General features: G+C 56.0%; 17 protein-coding genes and 2 pseudogenes. 4 read left to right on the forward strand and 15 right to left on the reverse strand.

Annotated elements, in window-relative coordinates:
* Window positions 1-80 precede the first annotated feature (80 nt).
* Window positions 81-2,006: a penicillin-binding protein 2 gene (gene mrdA, locus ACJ8OK_RS06005; protein ID WP_442530450.1), complete on the reverse strand. Its 1,926-nt coding sequence runs from the start codon at window positions 2,004-2,006 to the stop codon at window positions 81-83.
* 294 nt (window positions 2,007-2,300) lie between these two features.
* On the opposite strand from mrdA, the gene ACJ8OK_RS06010 reads away from it, so the two are divergent.
* Window positions 2,301-2,582, forward strand: coding sequence for a YjcB family protein (locus ACJ8OK_RS06010; protein ID WP_004940713.1), 282 nt, complete (start codon window positions 2,301-2,303; stop codon window positions 2,580-2,582).
* A 37-nt stretch (window positions 2,583-2,619) separates the two neighbouring features.
* Here the strand turns inward: ACJ8OK_RS06010 and ACJ8OK_RS06015 are convergent, their stop codons facing one another.
* From ACJ8OK_RS06015 to ACJ8OK_RS06025, 3 genes are read right to left on the reverse strand one after another with little or no spacing between them, the layout of a single operon-like run.
* Window positions 2,620-3,069: a MarR family winged helix-turn-helix transcriptional regulator gene (locus ACJ8OK_RS06015; protein ID WP_015377827.1), complete on the reverse strand. Its 450-nt coding sequence runs from the start codon at window positions 3,067-3,069 to the stop codon at window positions 2,620-2,622.
* Window positions 3,070-3,126: 57 nt separating this feature from the next.
* The gene (locus ACJ8OK_RS06020; protein ID WP_442530451.1) at window positions 3,127-4,176 is read right to left on the reverse strand and encodes an FUSC family protein; all 1,050 of its coding nucleotides are present in this window, start codon (window positions 4,174-4,176) and stop codon (window positions 3,127-3,129) included.
* Window positions 4,173-4,745, reverse strand: coding sequence for an isochorismatase family cysteine hydrolase (locus ACJ8OK_RS06025; RefSeq protein ID WP_033633093.1), 573 nt, complete (start codon window positions 4,743-4,745; stop codon window positions 4,173-4,175). The genes ACJ8OK_RS06020 and ACJ8OK_RS06025 overlap by 4 nt, the downstream gene beginning before the upstream one ends.
* Before the next feature lie 255 nt (window positions 4,746-5,000).
* On the opposite strand from ACJ8OK_RS06025, the gene ACJ8OK_RS06030 reads away from it, so the two are divergent.
* Window positions 5,001-6,200 (forward strand): multidrug efflux MFS transporter, encoded by a 1,200-nt coding sequence (locus tag ACJ8OK_RS06030; protein ID WP_004940721.1) that lies wholly within the window; start codon window positions 5,001-5,003, stop codon window positions 6,198-6,200.
* Window positions 6,201-6,371: 171 nt separating this feature from the next.
* Here the strand turns inward: ACJ8OK_RS06030 and ACJ8OK_RS06035 are convergent, their stop codons facing one another.
* From ACJ8OK_RS06035 to ACJ8OK_RS06050, 4 genes are all read right to left on the reverse strand, one after another.
* The gene (locus ACJ8OK_RS06035) at window positions 6,372-6,863 is read right to left on the reverse strand and encodes a nuclear transport factor 2 family protein (RefSeq protein ID WP_021504558.1); all 492 of its coding nucleotides are present in this window, start codon (window positions 6,861-6,863) and stop codon (window positions 6,372-6,374) included.
* A gap of 9 nt (window positions 6,864-6,872) precedes the next feature.
* Complete coding sequence (locus ACJ8OK_RS06040; RefSeq protein WP_015377823.1) at window positions 6,873-7,325, reverse strand: MoaF-related domain-containing protein; 453 nt, start codon at window positions 7,323-7,325, stop codon at window positions 6,873-6,875.
* A 310-nt stretch (window positions 7,326-7,635) separates the two neighbouring features.
* The gene (locus ACJ8OK_RS06045; protein ID WP_021504557.1) at window positions 7,636-8,070 is read right to left on the reverse strand and encodes a glyoxalase/bleomycin resistance/dioxygenase family protein; all 435 of its coding nucleotides are present in this window, start codon (window positions 8,068-8,070) and stop codon (window positions 7,636-7,638) included.
* 18 nt (window positions 8,071-8,088) lie between these two features.
* On the reverse strand, window positions 8,089-8,958 hold the full coding sequence (locus tag ACJ8OK_RS06050) for a helix-turn-helix domain-containing protein (RefSeq protein WP_033633095.1): 870 nt from the start codon (window positions 8,956-8,958) through the stop codon (window positions 8,089-8,091).
* Window positions 8,959-9,136: 178 nt separating this feature from the next.
* On the opposite strand from ACJ8OK_RS06050, the gene ACJ8OK_RS06055 reads away from it, so the two are divergent.
* Together ACJ8OK_RS06055 and ACJ8OK_RS06060 are read left to right on the forward strand one after the other, a co-directional pair.
* On the forward strand, window positions 9,137-10,054 hold the full coding sequence (locus ACJ8OK_RS06055; RefSeq protein WP_060559638.1) for a DMT family transporter: 918 nt from the start codon (window positions 9,137-9,139) through the stop codon (window positions 10,052-10,054).
* A gap of 53 nt (window positions 10,055-10,107) precedes the next feature.
* Window positions 10,108-11,004 (forward strand): PhzF family phenazine biosynthesis protein, encoded by an 897-nt coding sequence (locus ACJ8OK_RS06060; protein WP_442530452.1) that lies wholly within the window; start codon window positions 10,108-10,110, stop codon window positions 11,002-11,004.
* A gap of 158 nt (window positions 11,005-11,162) precedes the next feature.
* Here the strand turns inward: ACJ8OK_RS06060 and ACJ8OK_RS06065 are convergent, their stop codons facing one another.
* From ACJ8OK_RS06065 to ACJ8OK_RS06095, 7 genes and pseudogenes are all read right to left on the reverse strand, one after another.
* Window positions 11,163-11,495 carry a hypothetical protein gene (locus ACJ8OK_RS06065; protein ID WP_033633098.1) on the reverse strand — a complete coding sequence of 111 codons (333 nt, stop codon included), beginning with the start codon at window positions 11,493-11,495 and terminating at the stop codon, window positions 11,163-11,165.
* Window positions 11,482-11,820 (reverse strand): hypothetical protein, encoded by a 339-nt coding sequence (locus ACJ8OK_RS06070; RefSeq protein WP_050501254.1) that lies wholly within the window; start codon window positions 11,818-11,820, stop codon window positions 11,482-11,484. The genes ACJ8OK_RS06065 and ACJ8OK_RS06070 overlap by 14 nt, the downstream gene beginning before the upstream one ends.
* 52 nt (window positions 11,821-11,872) lie before the next feature.
* Entirely contained in the window at window positions 11,873-12,307 is a 435-nt protein-coding gene (locus tag ACJ8OK_RS06075) for a hypothetical protein (RefSeq protein ID WP_072056078.1), read from the reverse strand.
* 262 nt (window positions 12,308-12,569) lie between these two features.
* Window positions 12,570-12,869, reverse strand: coding sequence for a hypothetical protein (locus ACJ8OK_RS06080; protein ID WP_033633099.1), 300 nt, complete (start codon window positions 12,867-12,869; stop codon window positions 12,570-12,572).
* 336 nt (window positions 12,870-13,205) lie between these two features.
* Window positions 13,206-14,060 (reverse strand): annotated as a pseudogene (locus ACJ8OK_RS06085) (RHS repeat domain-containing protein); the annotation flags it as partial.
* A gap of 147 nt (window positions 14,061-14,207) precedes the next feature.
* The gene (locus ACJ8OK_RS06090; protein ID WP_442530453.1) at window positions 14,208-14,561 is read right to left on the reverse strand and encodes a hypothetical protein; all 354 of its coding nucleotides are present in this window, start codon (window positions 14,559-14,561) and stop codon (window positions 14,208-14,210) included.
* A 3-nt stretch (window positions 14,562-14,564) separates the two neighbouring features.
* Window positions 14,565-15,314 (reverse strand): annotated as a pseudogene (locus ACJ8OK_RS06095) (RHS repeat-associated core domain-containing protein); the annotation flags it as partial.
* Between the last annotated feature and the right edge of the window lie 48 nt (window positions 15,315-15,362).

Genomic DNA, 15,362 nt, shown 5'->3' on the forward strand with positions numbered 1-15,362 from the left:
AGTTTATGGTGTTATTTCAGTCTACCTTGCCGGAAATGGTCAGGAGATTGCAGTTTGTAAGAAAGTAAAAACAAACCGCATCACCGTTGCACATCCGCGCTGTCGTTTAACTGCGGTTTACTTTGCGGCGTATCGCCGGGCTGTGGCGCGTTGGCCGGGTCAAAAATGTGGTCGAGGATCGCGCGCGCGGTCGGCCCCGCCACCACGCCGTCGCCGCCGCCGTTTTCCAGGATCAGCGCCATCGCCACCCGGGGATTTTTGTAGGGCGCAAACAGCGTATAAAAGATGTGATCGCGCAGCCGCACCGGGATCATTTTGGCGTTGTAAGTCTGGTTTTGCTTCAGGCTGAACACTTGCGAGGTGCCGGATTTGGCAGCGATCTGATACGGCGCGGTGTGGAACAGCTTGTAACCGGTGCCGTTCGGCAAGTTGGCCATGCCGTACATGCCGTTGCGCACGATGCCCCAATAAGGCGAGTTGGGATCGCCGATCTGCACCGTTTGCGCCGGCGGCTGGTAGCGCGTCACCCGGTTGCCCTGCTGCAGCGAATATAACAGATGCGGCGTTTTCACCCGGCCGTTGTTGAGCAGCGTGCTCAAGGCTTTCACCATCTGGATCGGCGTCGCCACCCAATACCCCTGGCCGATGCCCACCGAGACCGTATCCCCCTGATACCAGCCCTTTTTGTGCACCTTCAGCTTCCAGTCGCGGCTCGGCAGCACGCCGCGGTACTCTTCGTTCAGATCGATGCCGGTGGACTGGCCATAACCGAACTGGCTCAGCCAGTGGTGAATGCGATCGATGCCCATCTCATAGGCCACCTGATAAAAGAAGGTGTCGGCGGACTCTTCAATCGCTTTGGTGACGTTGAGCATGCCGTGGCCGGTTTTCAGCCAGTCGCGGTAGCGCCGCTCGGTGCCGGGCAGCGTCCAGGTCGGCGCGCCGAAAAAGGTGGTGGCGGGCGTGATCACCCCGGCGAACAGCGCCGAAACGGCCATGTAGGGCTTCACCGTGGAAGCCGGCGGGTACAATCCCTGGGTAACGCGGTTGATGAGCGGCAGATCCGGGTTGCCCAGCAGCGCCTTATAGGCCTGATAGCCGATGCCTTTGACGAAGGGATTGGGATCGTAACTGGGGCTGGAGACCATCGCCAGAATGCCGCCGTCGCGCGGATCTTCCACCACCACCGCGGCGCGTTGCCCCTTCAGCACTGATTCGATGTACTGCTGCAGCGGCAGATCCAGCGTCAGGTAAATGTTTTTGCCGGCCTTCGGCGGCTGTTCCTTCAGCAAGCGGATCACCCTCCCATGGTTATCCACCTCCACCTCCTGATAACCGGTGGTGCCATGCAGTTCGGATTCGTAATAGGCCTCGATACCCTGTTTGCCGATATTGCGGTCGGCGGCGTAGTTCTCGCTCAGGCCGGCCTTGTCCAGGCGCTTGAGATCGCTGTCGTTGATCTTCGACACATAGCCCAGCACGTGCGCAAGCTGGGCGCCGTAAGGATATTCACGCTGCTGATAGGTATCGATGGTCACCCCGTCGAAACGGTATTGATTGACGGCAAAGCGCGCCACCTCAGTGTCGCTCAGCCCGGTTTTTAGCGTCACCGGCTTGTAGCGGCTGTTGTGGCGCATATCGTCACGAAACGTGCTGATGTCTTCCGGCGTCAGATCGACGATCGGCGTCAGCGCCTGCAGCAGCGCCGCCATGTCGGTGATTTTGCTGGGCGTGATTTCGACACGATACAGTGTCACGTTTCGCACCAGCGGAGTGCCATTGCGATCGAAGATTAACCCGCGGCTGGGGGCGAGCGGCAGCATCTTGATGTCGTTCTGGTTGGAACGCGTCTGGTAAAAGCCGTGCTGGCGGATTTGCAGCCGGTAGAGGTTAACGATCAGCGCGCCGAAGCAGACCACCACCAGCGCCAGCGCTACGCCTGCCCGGCGGATAAACAGCCTCTCTTCCGCAGAGTGGTCGCGAATTTTTTCTTTTAACAGGGCCATGCGGTGCCGGTACCTTTTGCGTCACATTTCCCCGTAAAATCAGGGAACTGAAAAGCCGGCAAGCATAGCGTTATCGGGCGCGCCGCCCCATGAAAAGGTTGCTAATGAAATGGCATAACTGTTTCAGCATATTGGAATGTTACCGTCGGCGTTTTTTTCACCGCGCGCCCCATTGAGCCGCCGTTCGCCCCAATGCTACAATGTGATCTGAATCACATTATTCCCGTTATTCCCCCGCATTTCCCTGTCGGCGCCCTGCCGGATGCGGCTTTTTGTTACATAGGATCGAGTTCGATGAGTACCATTGCCACCGGTTTAGTCATGATGCGCTGGGAGTTGCTGAGCGCCGTGATGATGTTCTTCGCCAGCCAGTTAAACGTCGTTTGCCGTAAAACCAGCCGCAACGGCATGGCGTTCATGTTCAGCAGCCTGGGCCTGTTTACCGCCTGCTGGTTCGTGATGGGCCTGATGGGCATCCACCTCACCCTGGAAGCCTTCACCCAATTCTGGTCATCGGCCTGGGATCGCTACGTGGACGTCGTCAGCACCATGCCGGCCGATTGGCCGATGCCGTAACCTCGCTGCACGGGCGGCGCATCTGCCGCCCCGCCGATTATTCCGCGTCCGTTGACGGCGCCGCCGCCAGCCGCGCCATCAACGCCCCCGCTTCGATCAGCTGCGCCTGTTCTTGCTCCGTTAAACAGCTTTCCATCGCCGCCAGCAGCCACGCCTCGCGCCGGGTGCGGCTTTGCTGCAACAGCCCCAGCCCGGCGGGCGTCAGGCGCACCCGCACCCGGCGTTTGTCTTCAGCATCCGGCGTGCGCACCAGCAGCCCATCGGCCTCCAGCTCGCGCAAGGCGGCCGCCAGGTTAGAGGAACGCATGCGCTCCGACTCCGCCAGCAGCGACGGCGTCGCCTCGCCGCCGTGGCGATCGATAGCTCCCAGCAGCATCAACTGGGCCCAGGATTTTTCGTCGCTGCGCGACTCGCGCCGCAAACGGCGCACCAGCGACATTAACTGCGTGCGCAGCAGCGTCACGTCTTCAGGATGATCTTTTTTCATTGGCATCAATAGATAACGATAGATTTGTCCGTACTTTCACACCGAGACCGGGAACGGTCAACCGAAATTGGCGGACGAAATATGCCAGCTCGCTATTGGCGGGTGCCGGCGTTGAGCGGCAACACCGGCACCCGCCAAAGCGAACAGCAGACCGATGCCACCGCCCAGCAACACATTGACCACCCTTTCTGCGGTGATCGACGGCGCTTTTCCGGCAATCACCAACGCGCAGGCGATGCAGGCGCAACGGGCGCCAAACCCCAAGGTATAACGATGAAAAGACACCAGGGTGAGCATCGTCACCACGCTCAGCAGTTCATAACCCACATTGCCATGCGGCATGAGGCTGCCCAGCAAAATACCGACGGGCACCCCCAGCAATGCGCCTGACGCACGCTGGCGGAGTTTGTTGCGCGTACCGGCCATATCGCCGCTGATCACGCTGACGGCCGACCAGATCACCCATTGCCCGTAATCGAGGTGTTGCCACTCAACGATCGCCGCCGACAGTGCAACGGCACAACTTACGGCGAGCAAAGCCTCGCCGCAGGCCACGCGAGCGCCAAGCTCATCGCTGCGGCGCAGCTGGAGATAATGATGCAGGCTGTCACTCGTCGACAACCACGCTAGCCGCCGGTGCTCCGCCAATGCAAGCATCAGCACCGGCAAGACGGCTGCCTCCAGAAAAGGGAGCAGCGCCCAGCCGCATTGGGCTAATGGCGCGCCGGCGCCACCTTCAGCGGTTTCACACGCCAGATAAAGAGCCGGAATAAAAATAAAATTCCCCAGGGATCGCAGCTTGCCGCCGAACGCGGAGATCCCAACCGCCGCCGCCGCTGCCAACACGCACGCCAAAATGAAGATTACCGGCGTGTGCATGGCGCACAGCAGCGCCATAAAGAGCAGCAGCAATGCCGCCGCATGCAGCGCCACGCCGAGCGGCGCCAGTTCAAGACGCTCGCAAACGACAAACAGCGATATGGTGACCACCGAAGCCTTCAGCCAGTTGGCATTGCCTGTCGCCAGGCTCAGGGCCAGCAACGGCGCCAACACCCATGCTCCCCGTCGCAGCTGACGCCAGGCGATTTCTTCACGCAGCAGCTTCACAATGCGCTCAGCTGTTCCAGCGTGACGATATCGGCAATAGTGGCAAGCGTTTCCATTGAGATCCGGTGCTCTTCCGCCGTGGCCGCCGCGCAAGCCTCTTCCAGTATCAGCACCTGATAATCGCGATCGTGCGCGTCGCGCGCCGTCGCCTGTACCGCCCAGGTGCTGCTGACCCCACAGATCACCAACCGTTCAATGCGGCGGGCACGCAGCGTCGCATCCAGATTGGTGCCATAAAACGCGCTAACGCGCGGTTTTACGATGGTTAACTCCCCCAAATCAGACGCTAAATCAGGATGAAAATCCGTGCCCGGCTGGCCCAGTGCGATAGCGCCAAATTGATGCGCCTGCCCAAACATCCGCGAGTATTTGGGTTGATCGACATAGCCGGCCGCGAAACCGACTTTAACCAATATGCGCAGCCAATCCTTGCGCTGCGCGAGAGACAATGCGCTATTTGCCCGCGCGATGGCATCGCGCTCGATGACCTGCTGCGCCGAGCGCGCAATTTTTCCTTCCGGGTGGGAGATATCCACGATGTAATCCAGAGCGATCAGTGCGGTATTCATAGAAAGCGTCTCCTTGCCGCCGACACGGCGAAATGGGTAGAGAGAGTGTGGCGCCGCCGAATTGTTGAGCGGCTTGGTGGAGTAGCTTAAAATAAATACCTATGATAATATAGCTATTATTTTATAGCGAAATGTAACAACGCCACCGACGGGCTTTACGTTTTCTCACGCATTTCCCCCGCGCCGGCCAGTTCGCGGTGTTATTATTATCTTGCTTAACAAATCCCTCCAAATTCAAAGTGGTACGACAAGTCGATGGAAGCGTGGAAAGTCAATCTGATCTCGGTCTGGCTCGGGTGTTTCTTCACCGGGCTGGCGATGAGCCAAATCCTCCCTTTTCTGCCGCTGTACGTCGAACAGCTCGGCGTCAGCGATCATCAATCCCTCAGCCTGTGGTCCGGGCTGGTGTTCAGCGGCACCTTTTTGGTCTCGGCGGTGGTGTCGCCGCTGTGGGGCAGCCTCGCCGACCGCAAAGGCCGCAAGCTGATGCTGCTGCGCGCTTCGCTGGGTATGGCGATCGTCATCGCCCTGCAGGGGCTGGCCACCAACGTCTGGCAGCTGTTCGCGCTGCGCGCCCTGATGGGGCTGACGTCCGGCTATATTCCCAACGCCATGGCGCTGGTCGCCTCGCAGGCGCCACGCGATAAAAGCGGCTGGGCGCTGGGCACGCTCTCTACCGGGCAGATCTCCGGAGTGATCGCCGGGCCGCTGCTGGGCGGGCTGATGGCCGACCATTTGGGGCTGCGGGTGGTGTTTTTTGTCACCGCCGGGCTGATGTTCGTCAGCTTCCTGGTGACGCTGTTCCTGATTAAAGAACGGCGCATCACGGTGAAAAAAGCGGATCAGCTGAGCGGCAAGGCGGTGTTCCGTTCGCTGCCTTATCCGACGCTGATCGTCACCCTGTTCGTTTGTACCCTGATGATCCAGCTGGCTAACTCCTCCATCAGCCCGATCCTGACGCTGTTCATCCGCGAACTGTCGGGCGACGTCAGCAATATCGCCTTTGTCAGCGGCATGATCGCCGCCGTGCCCGGCATTGCGGCGCTGATCTCGGCACCACGCCTCGGGCGGCTCGGCGATCGCATCGGCACCGCGCGCATCCTGATCGCCGCGCTGCTGTTCACCACCGGCCTGTTCGCCGTGATGGCCTGGGTGAATACGCCGCTGCAGCTGGGCATTCTGCGCTTCCTGCTGGGGTTCGCCGACGGCGCGCTGATGCCGGCGGTGCAGGCGCTGCTGCTGAAGTATTCCTCCGATCAGGTGACCGGGCGCATCTTCGGCTATAACCAATCCTTTATGTACCTGGGCAACGTGGTTGGCCCGCTGCTGGGATCGGGCATTTCGGCGATGATGGGGTTCCGCTGGGTGTTCGCCGTCACGGCGGTATTGGTGCTTTGCAATGCGCTGCAGCTGCGGCATCAGTTCAAAAAAGTGGAAAATCAACGCGCGGGATAACGAGGAATGTGGGGAAACGCCTCAAGCAGTGGCGGGACAATGACGCCCATCAACCGTACCACCACTGCCAAAGGCGGCCGTAGCCTACTCGACGCGGCGGTCATTTCCTATTTATGTAAGTAAATAAAGTGTTGCGGGCATGTAGAGGGCCGCCGCAGCGGCCCTTGCGGATCAGAACATGGTATTGTCATTGGCCGATTTTTCCGGCACATCCTGATTGACGTCCCAATGCTCGGTGATTTTACCCTGATCGTTCACCCGATAAATATCCACGCTGGCGGTGCCGCGATCCTGCGGATTATTTTGGTATTGGACGTGAACGTAGACCAGATCGCCGTTGACCGCGCTGCGGTATATTTTGGCGCTGTACTGCGGATTGTCTTTGAAGGTCTGGCTGAAGAAATCCAGGAACGGCTTGATGCCGTCGCCGACGAACGGGTTATGCTGCTTGTAGTTCTCCACAATCAGCTTTTGCGCCACGCTGATGTCATGACGGTTGAAAAAGCCCGCATACAGATCTTCCACCACCTTCAGCTTCTGCTGGGCATGATGATAACCGCCCTTGCCGGCCGATTTGTAAGACGCCGCCTGATCCGTTGACAGCGCCGGGTAACTCGCCAGCAAACCGCCGACGATCGCACAGGTGATCAATGCCTTTTTCATAACTGCTCCTTAGTTTCCTGAGTGACCTACGATTTTCAGCTGCCCTTTCAGATGGGTGAAGCTGCCGTCCCTGGCGGCGATGTTGGTGTATACCTCGCCGCGCTCAAAGTCCTCGACATGCGTCACGTTGTCGCCGGACTGTGGTTCATGCCAATAGACCATGTAGACCTTCGGCCGAATCTCCACCGCGGTGTACTGCACGGTATCGGTGATGCCCTGCGACGCTTCGCCGATACCGGTGAAGGTCATGGTCTTGTCATCGGTAAAATCCAGCTTGAAGGCGAAATCGCCGAAGGTCACCTGCACCACTTTACCGACCGCAATAAACTGCCCGTGTTTTTCCGTCATCGTCGCCGCCTTACTGTTTGTCAGGGTGGTTTGCGCCGCCAAAGCGGCAGGCAATGCCAGGGGGAAAGTCAGGGCTATCGCCAGCGCGATGCCCGTTCGTTTCACTGTTTTCATCGTTCCTTCTCCTTTCCGTGGTTGAAAACGAGAATCATTATTATTTCTTAACGGTTGGCGGAAATATAAGAATAATCTCTATTCCTATCAGGCACCTGGCGGCGAAAAAAGCGGGCGAAAAATCGCCGTAAAATGGCATGGCAATAGCGCGTTCTGGCCATTGGTTTTTACGCAATGAACGGAATTACTGCTTTCAGAAAGGGAAACCACTCGGGGATTTGATGGGTCTATAGCGCAGATCGCTTTAAGCTAATGCGTATTTATTCTTAAGCCGCCCGCCGCAGGGAAACGGCGGCGAACGGCGTGGCGTTTAACGCAGCCAGGGCGTATAGGTGACGCCAACCAGCAACCCTTCCGGGCTGAGCAAACGGGTAACGCTTTGCCCCCACGGCTCTTCACGATTGGCGACCAGCAGCCGATAACCGCGATCGACCAGCCCCTGGGTGGCGGCCGCCATGTCGGCCACGTCGAACTCGATCCATGCCTGCGGCACCGCGAGATCCGCCGGCCAGCGATCGTCGCCAAAGCAGGACTGCGCCGCCTGCGCCAGCGGCCACAGGGCGAAGTGTTTCACCCCGTCCAGCGCGCCCTGCTCGGCCAGCAGATAGGTTTCGTTGCCCGGCATCGGCTTGAGCGGCAACCCCAGCGCCTCGACATAAAACGCCTTGCTCTCGTCGCTCTCACGCGTGATCGGCCCGAATCCGGCGACGAACAACACGCCCAGCCCGGCAAATGGTTGATCCATGCTTGCACTCCCTTCCGGTTAGCGCCCCTGCCGCACCTGCAGCGGAGCAAATCCATAGGCCGCCTTGAAGCGGTTGCTGAAATGGCTGGCGGAGCTGAAGCCGCACGCCAGCGCGATCTCGGTGATCGGCTGTTGGCTGTGCCGCAACAGCTGTTCCGCCCGCTGCAGCCGCGCGCGCATCACAAACTGGTGCGGCGCCAGGCCGGTCGAATGTTTGAACATGCGGGCAAAATGGTATTCGCTCAACCCGGCCTGCGCCGCCAGATCGGCCAACAACAAAGGCCGATCCAGGTGGCTTGCGATATATTCCCGCACCCGCCTGGCTACCGCGGGAGCCAGGCCGCCGCGCGCCGCCGGCAGCTTCCACTGCAGTTGGCTGTAGCGCTGGATCAGGTGCGACATCAGCAGGTTCGAGGCGCTGCTGAGCGCCAGCAGGTTGGCGCTGTCCCGCCAGTCGCAGTTGAGCAAAAACTGACGATACAGCAGCGTGATCTGCGGATCTTCGCCGAAGCTGCGTTGCTCCACGTTGATCGCCGCCGGGCTGCGATCCCAGGTTTGCTCCGCCAACTGCCGCAGATGGTCATCGGTGCAGTACAGATGCACGAATGACAGATCGCTGCGCACATCCCAGGTGGAAGCGTACTGGCGCGGCATGATGCAGAAGCGATCCGGCCCGCCGCCGTTGCGCCAGCCGCCCGGCACCTGCTGGTAGCACTCATAGCCGTCGGCGACGTACAGGCTCAGGGTATGGTGGTCGGCGCTTTCCTGCGTGACGCGATCGTTGCAGTTAGACCAGGCCGCCAGCTCCACGCCGGTGCCCAGCAGCACGCTGCCGTGCAGCCGCGCCTTGTGCTCACGCAGTGTTTCAAACGCCTGATAGTTGGACATCGCCGGCCCCGTTGTTCGACATGCTGACAGTGTAAAGAGTGGCGCCGCGGCATGCCAGCGGCCGCCCCGCGCTTTTGGCAAAAAAAGCGCAAGAATATGCAACTGGGCGCAAAGCGCTGCAAGCGCCGCCGCGCGCCAAAGCGGATACTGCGCCATCGGTTTTTTCGGAGTGAATAGAATGAATGCGCTGTTGTACCTCGCCGTGGTGCTGATTTGGGGCACCACCTGGATAGCGATTACCCTGCAACAGGAAGGCCCGGTGGCCATTCCCGTGTCGATCGCTTACCGTTTCGCCATTTCCGCTGCGGTGATGTTCGCCGTGCTGTTGTTAACACGCCGCCTGCGCCGCATCGCCCCGCGCGATCATCTGTTCTGCGTGCTGCAGGGCTGCTGCGTGTTCGGTTTCAACTTCTTCTGTTTTTACCACGCAGCGGCTTATATCAGCAGCGGGCTGGAATCGGTGATCTTCTCGATGGCGGTGCTGTTCAACGCCCTCAACAGCCTGCTGTTCTTCCGCCAGCGCCCCAGCCCCAACCTGCTGCCGGCGGCGCTGCTGGGGTTGACCGGCATCGTGGCGCTGTTCTGGCAAGATCTGGCCGCCACCCGCATGGCGCCGGAGCTGCTTAAAGGCATCGGCCTGAGCGCGCTCGGCACCTACGGCTTCTCGCTGGGCAATATGATCAGCGCGCGCCATCAGCGCCGCGGGCTGGATATTTTTTCCACCAATACCTATGCCATGACCTACGGCGCGCTGTTGATGGCGTTGATCGCCCTGGCGCAGGGCGCGTCGTTCCAGATGGAATACAGCAGCCGCTATATCGGATCCCTGTTGTACCTGGCTGTCTTCGGATCGGTGATCGCCTTCGCCGCCTACTTCAGCCTGCTCGGCCGCATCGGCGCCGGCGCGGCGGCCTACAGCACCCTGCTGTTCCCGCTGGTGGCGCTGACCATCTCAACGATTTACGAAGGCTACCAGTGGCATTTCAACGCCGTGCTGGGCCTGTGCCTGATCCTGTTGGGCAACCTGGTGATGTTCGCCAAGCCGGGGATGAAGTGGCGACGGGCGGGCATCTCAAAACAAAACTCAACCCTTTGAAGCTATTGCAAATATCGTTATCATCAGGTTTTGTTGATAACGGATGATGGCAAATGCTCAGAAGTGATGATGTGACACCCCGCGCCTACCAACAGGTGGACGTGTTTACCCGTACGCCGCTGCAGGGCAATCCCGTGGCGGTGGTGCTGGAAGCCGAAGGGCTGAACGACGCGCAGATGCTGGCATTGGCCCGTTGGACCAACCTTTCGGAAACCACCTTTGTGCTTAAACCGACGCACCCGGCGGCGGATTATAAGGTGCGCATTTTCACCACCGAAAAAGAGCTGCCCTTCGCCGGCCACCCAACGCTGGGCACCGCCCACGCCCTGCTGGAAGCCGGGTTGACGCCTAAACGCCCTGGAACGATGATGCAGGAATGCGGCGTCGGCCTGGTGGCGGTCAATATCCTGCCGGAAGGTACATTGGCGTTCGCCGCGCCCGAAGTAGAGTTCCGCCCCATGGCGGCCGAGGAAACCGAACGGCTGACGGCCGCTTTACGGCCTGCAGTGATTGCAGCACCCCCCCTGCCGGTGATTGCCGAGATGGGTATTCGCTGGCTGATGGTGCGCCTGCCGGACGCGCAGTCCTGCCTGGCGGTAACGCCGGATCAGGCCACGATTAAACAGCTGCAAACCGCCTGTGATGTGGATGGCGTAGTGATTTATGGCGCCTGCTCCGCAACCGAACCCGCCGATTACGAAATGCGCGCGTTTATGGTGGAATGCGGTGTTTTGATTGAAGATCCGGTAACCGGCAGCGCCAACGCCTGCCTGGCGCGCTTATTGAAGGCCAGCCGCTTCCCCGACGGCGGCCGGACCGCGCAGGGCTACCAGGTGCGCCAGGGCACCCAACTGAAGCGAGATGGCCGCGTGAGCGTGCGCTTTATTGACGGCGAGCCCTGGATCGGCGGGCAGTGCTGCACCCTGATTAATGGCACATTGGGTATTTAGTTTGGGGGGGTAACAGGTTGGAGGGAGTGGTTTTATCTGCCTATTCGGCTTCCCCTAATAGAGAAAGGTTAATCGTAGCATAATGCTTGGAAACCCACTCATTAATTATATTGTCATCAATAAATTTCATAAAGTATTTTCTCAAATAGATTTAAACATCATTCGTCAACGGGTTTCTCCCAATAAATGATTTTCTCCATTTCCCTTTCTATATCATCCATATTATCCATCCCTAACTCATGACTAAACCTTTCAGAAATAACCCCTCTTACTTTTGATAAGCGGCCAGTAACATTATTTTTATCAATAAACTGCGTAGTTTCCTCACAATATGCATTTCTCACCTTCTGACTTACTTCCCCACTTGCATCGGTATAATAATGCCGTGCAATGTTCCGCAATGATATCAAAATAAACTCTATCTCAGATAATATATCTATCGCTTCATGGCCAGATAGAACTATTCTCTCATTCTCTTTATTTAGTTTCATTTGTAAAATCACCCATATTAAAAAACAGACTCTTCCATTGTTCAAGGCACCCCTCAAACTCATCTATACTCGAAACAATCATAGACTCCTCGGTGTACTCATTAAAAATCCCCACGCCATTAGGTTTAATAGTTATAGTATGAGAGTTTCCCGTTCCCTCCCAAAATGGCAGATTTCCAGATCTTACAAGTTTACAAGCCTCAATAAACTCATTGACACCATAAAAACCTCTTTGGATATCATCCTTTATAAAGTCAGTTAGTATCCTATAGTCACTATTAGATTCTATAGACGGATAACCGTCATCACAGATAAAAAACCTCATGACAATCCTCCATGTTCTTTATTTCCTCATTCAATTCCTGCACACTCAGCAATCAAACTATCACCATTTCCTCAGGTTTTAGCACATTGACCTTCAGTCGGAATCCAGCACTTGAATCTATAGCAACCGTTGAATCATGTAATATGGTTGCAGAAACGAAGGGGTTGGAGTTTTCCGAGTAAACAACCCAAACTAGTTTTTCTTCGCGATCCAAATAAGCGATAAAACCTTCTGAACCATAGCTCCCCTCACCTAAACATAAGTATCCACCACAACTCAAGTTAATTTTTTTAATTACATCAATAGTAGTAATCTCATCTTTATTTTTTTCATAGAACTCAAAAAAATCGAAACATCCCGATTTAGATACTTTAGGCGTGGGGTAGGATATGATATCGATCAACTCAGCTCTACCATCTGAAAAATACAGAGCATTTTTAATCGGTAATTCACCAGCTTCCCACAGTTCAGTAATTACATTCTTCATTTTTATGGACATATCTTAAACGGAACAACTCACATCGACGTATTCAGCACATACGGATAAAGGTTCAACCCACCGCGCAGCCCTATCGGCTCCAGCGTGGTAAAACACCTAGCCTAGGAACAGGTTAGGTTGTATGCAGGCCACTTGATATTGCCCGACGTAGCGAGCGGTTGCTGATATTTCGCGCCCTGCAGCTTCTTTGCGCCGACTACCACCTGATCCTGTAGTAGTTAGCACTATCCAGTACCAACACTATCAATAATCAGGTTCGAAGAAGAAAAACATCCGCTACTTTTTTGGGACCTTCGTAAATTTCGAATTTATCATGCTGAACCATACGCTCTTTAGGTGCAGATTCCATAAGAAAATCTACAGTTCCCAACGAAAACGTCTTGCCATTTTCAGACTTGGATTCCTCTAGCTCAAAAACAACGCTCCAGGCATTGTTTTGCCACTCCTTGTCCTCAGGAAATCGAGATACTGCATAATACTTTCCTGCTGGAGGGACTGTTTTTCTCCCGCCCATATGTTCAGGAGTCCAATCAACCTTTACGAGATTCATAACACACTCTCCATTAGATACTCAACACCCACGCTTAGCTTTAATTTCTTTGCTCCAAGTAACCTTAGCGTGATTATTCAAATCAACAACTTCAGCATATCTCGCAGGTCCTATTCCATCTAGGTGAGGGTCAATATGCATTTTACTTGCCACGTTGTCGGGCACATCAATTTGTACGACTCTAAAAACATCGCCCCCATGCCCCATTTTGTTACCCCACGTAACTGCATCTTTATAAGACTCAGCGAACCATTTCCCCTCCATCGTTCCTTGGCCTGCTTTCCATCCCTCATTCATCAAACTATTGTACTCATCGAGACTCATGCCTCGATATAGTACTTTCAACCCCAACGGATCCACCCACATCAGCGGGTTCGACGCATACTGATAAAGGTTCAGCCCGCCGCGCAGCCCTATCGGATCCTGCGTGGTGAAACGCCCCACCTCGGGTTCGTAGTAGCGGAACAGGTTGTAGTGCAGGCCGCTTTCGTCGTCCTGATATTGCCCGGCGTAGCGCAGCGGCTGCTGATATTGCGCGCCCTGCCGCTTCGCCGCACCGGCCACCGTCTGGCCCTGCAGCTTGCCGAAGGTGTCGTATTGCCCGGACCAGCACAGGTTGCCCGCCGCGTCAGTCACCTCCAGCGGCGCGCTGTTCAGATCGGTGTGATACCAGTAAATATCCGCCGAGCGGCTGTCGCCCGCCTGCTCCAGCGCCGCCAGCGGGCTCCACGGGCTGGCCGGATCGTAGCTCCAGCTGCGGCGGCTGCCGTCGTCACGCTGCTCCTGCAGCAACCGGTAGCCCTGCCACAGGAAACGGGTCGTCTGTTCGGTTTTGCCCCTGTAGCGCACCGTTTTGCGGCTGCGGCGGCCCAGCGCGTCGTAATGGTACTGCGCCTCGAACTCGCCCTGCGGGCCGCGGCCGTGCGCCTGCACCAGCCGATTGGCGTCGTAGCGGTAGTGCTGTTCGTACAGGCCGTTGCGCCGGCTGATCAGGTTGCCCCAGGCGTCGTAACGGTAAAACAGTTTTTGCCAGTGCGTCAGGCGGTTGTCGGCGATCGGCGCCAGCGGCAGGTGCGCGTCGATGTCGCTCTGCGGGCTGCGCTCACCCAGCAGGTTATCCGCCAGATCGTACACCAGCCGCGCGCCCGGTTTGCCCTGATTGGGTTCGCGGTGTTGCAGCAGGCGGCCTTTGATGCAACTAACAATCTAATGTTTTTACTCTTCCTTTTTTATTTTTAAAGAACCTAATATCTCCTTTTCAAGCTTTGATCTTATATCTCATATTTAATACTGCACACTAAAGAGCCCCAAAGAAAGGATCCTTTCGCAGCTTGTCGGTCACTCTTCTTCGATGCACTCATCACTTATGATCGATAATCCATCAAGTTGATTAAACGCATTCTTCAAGAATTTGTACCTGCTGAGTTTTTCTGGATTCTTCCCATTAGTGAAAGACACCTTAATTATCGTGCTAAACTCTTTGTTATCTTCCTCTAACCACTCATTAGAGTGAGGAATATAATTATCAGTAATGGTTAACTTGTCCGCATAAAGGCCAGCATATGCAAAGTAAACACCAAAATAGGAGCTATCATACTCCGAACAAGTTATATCCCATTTATCGTCCAGTAATTTGCTCGCTTCTTTTTTTGATATAATACTACCATATTTTAAAAAATATAATTTTTTCATAATTTATCCACCACATTTACCAGGTATTCTAGTTCCCTTTCCTTTAGCCTTAACTTCAGCAGCAGACTCAAAGACCATTGCGTTCACAGGTCTACCTCCTGACATTTTGGATAATTTTTGCAATGTATCATCAATACCTAATTTCTTAGCCATTTCACTACCCATATCAATTGGTCCAGTGCGCCCTCCTTTTCCTATTCCCAGCTGCTCTGCTTTTTGATATAGCTCAGGATGTGAAATAGCAACGTCAAAATCACTAACACGGCCAACATCAAATGGTTGACCTGTAGAGAAACTTACCCCCGATACGGAGCTTCCTTGCATATATGAAACTGTGCCGGGATATCCTAATTTACTCATTCCTGCCTGTAATGCTTCACCGAACTGTTTAAATTGGCCGAAACTATTAAAGCCATGTGGAACTCCTTCTACAGATAACCCAAACGGATCCACCCACATCAGCGGGTTCGGCGCATACTGATACAGGTTCAACCCGCCGCGCAGCCCTATCGGATCCTGCGTGGTGAAACGCCCCACCTCGGGTTCGTAGTAGCGGAACAGGTTGTAGTGCAGGCCGCTTTCGTCGTCCTGATATTGCCCGGCGTAGCGCAGCGGCTGCTGATATTGCGCGCCCTGCCGCTTCGCCGCGTTGGTCACCTCCAGCGGCGCGCTATTCAGATCGGTTTGATACCAGTAAATATCCGCCGAGCGGCTGTCACCCGCCAGCTCCAACGCCGCCAGCGGGCTCGCCGGATCGTTATTTAAAAGTCCATCAGTGCATAAAGCCGAGCATTTAAAATT

This window comes from Serratia sp. CY71090 (assembly GCF_052166845.1).
GTDB lineage: Bacteria > Pseudomonadota > Gammaproteobacteria > Enterobacterales > Enterobacteriaceae > Serratia > Serratia nematodiphila.